The organism is Mesorhizobium sp. M2A.F.Ca.ET.037.01.1.1, assembly GCF_003998075.1.
Lineage (GTDB): Bacteria > Pseudomonadota > Alphaproteobacteria > Rhizobiales > Rhizobiaceae > Mesorhizobium.
Genome location: NZ_RZSA01000397.1, coordinates 1 through 5,543, shown reverse-complemented (window position 1 = coordinate 5,543; position 5,543 = coordinate 1). Strand labels below are relative to the sequence as shown.

Below are 5,543 nucleotides of genomic sequence, written 5' to 3'. Positions count from 1 at the left end.
CCCGCCGCTGCGGCCGCCAAGGACAAGGCGCCGCCGAAACGCGTTTCGGCGGCGCCTTGTCCTTGGCGGCCGCAGCGGCGGGCTTTGTGTCAGAAGTCTTGTTCGGCATGTCGCCCCCGAATCCGCGGATTTATTTCACTCTAGGTGAACATATGCGGTGGCGATACAGGAGCGCAACCGCAAGGGCAAGCCATCGAATGTCGCGGCAATTCTTTATGGCGGTTTCCGTTTTCCGCCGAAATCCGTTCGCGGCAAAGCCCTTGCCCTCAGATGCCTGTTGACAGCACCGAAGACCCAATTACTGTCACTGTGAGTGAAATTTGTTTCGTGAGAGCAATTCCAGGAAAAGTGTCGAACGGTTTTCCGCCCGGAATTGCCTCAAGAAAAAGTCGAAATCAAAAAGGAGGTCCGCAATGAAATCTCGTGTCGCCGTCATCGGAGCCGGACCGTCGGGCCTGGCCCAGCTCAGGGCCTTCAAGTCGGCCGCCGACAAGGGCGCCGAGATCCCGGAAATCGTCTGTTTCGAAAAGCAGAGCGACTGGGGCGGCCTGTGGAACTACACCTGGCGCACCGGCCTCGACGAGCATGGCGACCCGGTGCATGGCTCGATGTACCGCTATCTGTGGTCGAACGGCCCGAAGGAATGCCTCGAATTCGCCGACTACACTTTCGAGGAACATTTCGGCCGGCCGATCGCCTCCTATCCGCCGCGCGCCGTGCTGTGGGACTATATCAAGGGCCGTGTCGAGAAATCCGGGGTGCGCAAATGGGTGCGGTTCAACACGCCGGTGCGCATGGTCACCTACTCCGACGAGACGAAGAAATTCACCGTCACCGCGCATGACCGCACCAACGACGTCACCTATTCGGAAGAGTTCGACAATGTCGTCGTCGCCTCGGGCCATTTCTCCGTGCCGAACGTGCCGTATTTCGAGGGCTTTTCCACCTTCAACGGCCGCATCCTGCACAGCCACGATTTCCGCGATGCCACGGAGTTCAAGGGCAAGGACATCCTGATCATCGGCCGTTCCTATTCGGCCGAGGACATCGGTTCGCAATGCTACAAATACGGCGCCAAATCGATCACCACCAGCTACCGTTCCAAGCCGATGGGCTTCAAATGGCCGGAGAACTGGAAGGAGGTGCCCCTGCTGCAGAAGGTCGTCGGCAAGACGGCGCATTTCAAGGACGGCACCACCAGGGATGTCGACGCCATCATCCTGTGCACCGGCTATCTGCACTCCTTCCCCTTCCTCACCGACGATCTCAAGCTCAAGACCGCCAACCGCATGTGGCCGCTGGATCTCTATGAGGGCGTCGTCTGGGAGAAGAATCCGAAGCTGTTCTATATCGGCATGCAGGACCAATTCTACACCTTCAACATGTTCGACGCACAGGCCTGGTACGCCCGCGACGTCATCATGGGCCGCATCAAGCTGCCCTCGGCCGAGGCTATGGCCGAGCACAGCGCCAAGTGGCGCGCGCGCGAGGAGACGCTGGAGGATGCCGAGCAGATGATCTGGTTCCAGGGCGACTACACCAAGGAACTGATGGACCAGACCGACTATCCGGGCTTCGACGTCGAGGCGGTCAACCACACCTTCATGGAGTGGGAGCACCACAAGATGGAAAACATCATGACCTTCCGCGACAACGCCTACCGCTCGCTGATGACCGGCACCATGGCGCCGGTCCACCATACGCCATGGCTGCAGGCGCTGGACGATTCCATGGAGAGCTATCTCGAGGTGAAGGGCGTGGCGGCGGAGTAGGACAGCGCGCCTCCGCCCGCATCCGTCAAATCAGCAAGGTGGGCGTCTCTCGAGACACCCCATCAGCCTACCAGCACACGTAGCCGCCATCGACGATCAGGTCGAGGCCGGTCACGAAACTGGACGCACGGCTGGCCAGGAACACGGTCGGCCCGACCATCTCTTCCGGCGCCGCCATACGCCCCATCGGCGTATCGCGCTTGAAGATCTTTATCTCCTCCGCGACCTCCGGCCGCTTGTTCATCGGCGTCAGCGTGTAGCCCGGGCTGACGACATTGACGCGCAGGCCACGATCCGCCCACTCCATGGCGAGGCTCTTCGACATGTGGATGACGGCGGCTTTGGATGAGTTGTAGTGCGCCTGCGTCAGCCCGCGGTTGACGATGGTGCCCGACATCGAGGCGATGTTGATGATGGAGCCCGCACGCCGGGGAAGCATGACGCGTGCCTCGGCCTGACAGGACAGAAACACACCTGCGACATTGACCTCGTGCACCTTGCGCCATTTTTCCAGCGGCATGGTCTCGGCCGCTTCCGATCCAGCTATGCCGGCATTGTTGACGGCAACCGTCAGCGCGCCGAGTTCGGCTTCAACCCGATCGATCGCCGCGGCGAGGTCGGTCTCGGCCGTCACGCTCCCCGTCAGCATCAGTGCCTTGCGGCCGAGCGCCTTGATCTTCTCGGCAGTCTGCTCAAGCCCGCCATTCGAGGCATGACCGAAACAGGCGACATCGGCGCCGGCCTCGGCAAGCCCGATCGCGATCGCCTGACCAATGCCGCTGCCGGCGCCCGTCACCAGCGCCACGCCGCCGTCCAGTTTGAAAAGATCCATCGCACCCTCCCTGATTACCGGAAGGTATGCGCTGAATGACGCCTCGATCAAGCGGCCTGATCTGGCCGGCCACAGGGCTCGAGGTTCAAAAATATCCGTCCGACGCCGCCGTCGCTTCCTTCGGAATTTCCACGCCGTCGACCAGAATCTTGTCGACCAGCTCGTGATGAAAGCACACCAGCGCCTTGATGCGCTCGGCCTCATGCACCGGCTCGGGATAATACCAGACCAGGTTCTCGTGCCGTTTCTTCGGCGTCGTCACATGGTAGTAGTTGGAGATGCCCTTGTAGGGGCAGCGCGAGATGTAGCGGCTGGGCGCAAACATATCGAGGCGCGTGTCCGAGATCGGCAGGTAGTGCCGAACCGGATGTCCGGTTTCGAACAGGAACACGCCGCGTCGTGAATCGGCCACCTGCTCGCCGTCGAGGATCACCTGCACGCGCCGCGACGAAGGCAGGCAGTCGACGCGGCGGAACGGGTCGCGGGCATGGACGAAGATCTCTTCGTCCTCTTCAAACCAGTGCGTCATCTTCGGCCAGTAGAAGGAGATGTAGTCCTGGATCGGCGGGCAGCCCTTGACTGGATCGAGGTAGCGCCAGGCGCCGTCCTCGACCAGCGTGATGCCGGTGTTCAGCGAATAATGTGTGGCGACACCCTTGAACGGATCCTCCGTCTTCGTGCGGCTGGGCAGCAGGAACTCCTCGCGCACGTCGCTCATCGGGAAGTAATAGACCGGCAGATGGTCGCTCTCCTGGAACACCAGCGCCTTGGTGGTGTCGGCGACGATCATCGGCCCGACCTGCACCCTGATCCGCTTGGGCGAGGGCATGGTGAAGGCGACATAGCCCGGTTCGAACTCGTACTGCACGATGCCGTCGAGGATCGGGAAATGCGGCCCGCGGCCGCGCAGATGGGGCTTGCGAATGGTCGTCGTCCTCTTCTCGTCGTTTGCTGCCGGGTTCTTTCGCGCGGTCACGGTCATGACGCCACCGATACGCGATCGAGCAGCAGGCCGGCGGCGATCGGCGGCACGCCGCTGACAGTCTTGCGCACGGGTACCAGCAGGTCCGGGAAATAGCTGAAGATCACCGGCGTCTCATCGAGCAGCAGCTTCTGGATGTCGGAAGCGGCCTTGCGCTGGGCGTCGAGGTCGAGCGCCTTGAGGTAGCCGGTGACCAGCCCGTCATAGGTCGCGTTCTTGAAATGCGCCGCGTTCCACGACCCGTCGCTGACCAGCGGGCTTTTCAGGAACACGTTCGGTACGCTGCGATGCGCGTAGTCGGTGATGCCGAGCGGGCTGTCCAGCCAGTCCGACTGGCCGAACACCGCCTTGCCGTAATATTTGTCCTGGTCCTCGATGTTGAGCGCGATGCGCGCGCCGATTTCCTTGGCGAAGTTCTGGAACAGCTGCGCATAGCCCGGGATGTCGGAATAGCGCAGCGTCGTCAGCGTTATGTCGAAGCCGCTGCCAAGGCCGGCCGCTTCCATCAATTGCTTGGCCTTGGCGATGTCCTGCGTGCGCTGGGCAATCGATTTGTCGGTGACCGGGAAGGCCGGCGCGAACGGGCTGTCATTGCCGGTCGCCGCCATGCCGCGGCAGAGTCCGTCGACCAGCTTGGAGCGGTCGATGCACAGAGCCAGCGCCTGGCGCACGCGCTTGTCGGTGAAGGGCGCCATGTCGCAGCGCATATGCAGCTGGCGATGCGCGGTGGACGCCACGCGCAGCACCGTGATGTCGGGATTGCCGAGCACCACCTGGCTGACGTCGAGCGGGATGGCGTCGAGCACGTCGACCTCGCCCGCCTGCAGCGCGAGAATCCGCGGCTGCACGTCGCCATAGAACTTGAATTCCAGCCGGTCGGGCAGCGCCTTCTCGCCCCAGTAGTCGGCATTACGCACGAAGGTCGCGCCGACCTTCGGCGTGTAGCTTTCTAGCCGGAACGGACCGGTGCCTTCGAAGGTCTTCTCGTAGTCGCCCTTGTAGCTCGCCGGCAGGATGACGGCGTTGTAATTGTCGATCGACACCGAATAGGGGAAACTGCCGTTCGGCGCGTCGAGATGGAATTCGACCGTGTGGTCGTCGACCTTGCGCGTGCCGCCCTTCGACAGCAGGCCCTTGAACACCGAGAGAGCGTTGGAGGGGCCGTTCGGATCGGCAAGGCGGTCGAAGGTCGCCACGACGTCGTCGGCCTTGAAATCCTCGCCATTGTGGAATTTCACGCCCTTGCGCAGCTTGAAGGTCCACACGCTGCCGTCGGCATTGGGCGACCAGCTTTCCGCCAGCACCGGCTTCAGCGTCAGGTCGGGCTGCGTCACACACAGGAACTCTGACGTCTGGAAGGCGAGCTGGTAGCTGCCGCTGTCGTAGAAAGTCACCGGATCGATGGCGCCGCCGGGCACGGCGATGCCGGCGCGCACCGTGCCGCCGGGCTTGCCCTCGGCGCGTGCTTGCGGAGCGCCGAGGCCGACAGCCGAAGCGATGCCGCCGAGGAAGGGCAGCGACAGGCCGAGCACGCTGCCATGGCGCAGGAATTCACGCCGGCCGATCCTGCCGGAGAGCAATTCGTCGATAGCGGAATTTCGATTGCGCTGAGGGTTTTGCGAGCGGCGTCGATCGTCCTGAAATGCTTCGGCATGACGGCATACCTTGTTTTGTCGCAGGGGCTTTGGCATTTAGGCCATTGTTGACCGCGACCGGAAAGCGATATTTTCTGATCGAGGCCATCGAAGATTTCGATGGCGGTAGCTCACGGGGCAGGGGACCATGGATACCGAAAATCTGCGCAGTTTCCTGGAGGTCGCGGCGCATGGCAGCTTCACCGTGGCGGCCCATCGGCTGAACCTCGCCCAGTCGACCATCAGCGCGCGCATTCGCGGCCTGGAGGAACAGCTGGGGCGAAAACTGTTCGTGCGCGACAGCGACGGCGTCACGCTGACGC

General features: G+C 62.5%; 5 protein-coding genes and 1 pseudogene. 3 read left to right on the top strand and 3 right to left on the bottom strand.

What is annotated here, in order from left to right; translation table 11 throughout:
* Both EOA27_RS41545 and EOA27_RS19620 read left to right on the top strand, forming a co-directional pair.
* Positions 1-281, top strand: a 281-nt coding sequence (locus EOA27_RS41545) for a hypothetical protein (RefSeq protein WP_210214158.1), incomplete at its 5' end; no start/stop codon positions are given.
* A 132-nt stretch (positions 282-413) separates the two neighbouring features.
* Complete coding sequence (locus EOA27_RS19620; protein ID WP_126078661.1) at positions 414-1,772, top strand: NAD(P)/FAD-dependent oxidoreductase; 1,359 nt, start codon at positions 414-416, stop codon at positions 1,770-1,772.
* Positions 1,773-1,839: 67 nt separating this feature from the next.
* Here EOA27_RS19620 and EOA27_RS19615 read toward each other — a convergent pair whose 3' ends face one another.
* From EOA27_RS19615 to EOA27_RS19605, 3 genes and pseudogenes are all read right to left on the bottom strand, one after another.
* The gene (locus EOA27_RS19615; RefSeq protein ID WP_126078660.1) at positions 1,840-2,604 is read right to left on the bottom strand and encodes an SDR family oxidoreductase; all 765 of its coding nucleotides are present in this window, start codon (positions 2,602-2,604) and stop codon (positions 1,840-1,842) included.
* Between the two features lie 85 nt (positions 2,605-2,689).
* Complete coding sequence (locus EOA27_RS19610) at positions 2,690-3,586, bottom strand: DUF427 domain-containing protein (protein ID WP_126078659.1); 897 nt, start codon at positions 3,584-3,586, stop codon at positions 2,690-2,692.
* Positions 3,583-5,240 (bottom strand): annotated as a pseudogene (locus EOA27_RS19605) (ABC transporter substrate-binding protein). Before EOA27_RS19605 ends, EOA27_RS19610 begins: the two are co-directional and overlap by 4 nt.
* Positions 5,241-5,368: 128 nt before the next feature.
* On the opposite strand from EOA27_RS19605, the gene EOA27_RS19600 reads away from it, so the two are divergent.
* Positions 5,369-5,543 (top strand): LysR family transcriptional regulator (locus EOA27_RS19600; protein ID WP_145970429.1); only part of this gene is annotated, 175 nt, incomplete at its 3' end.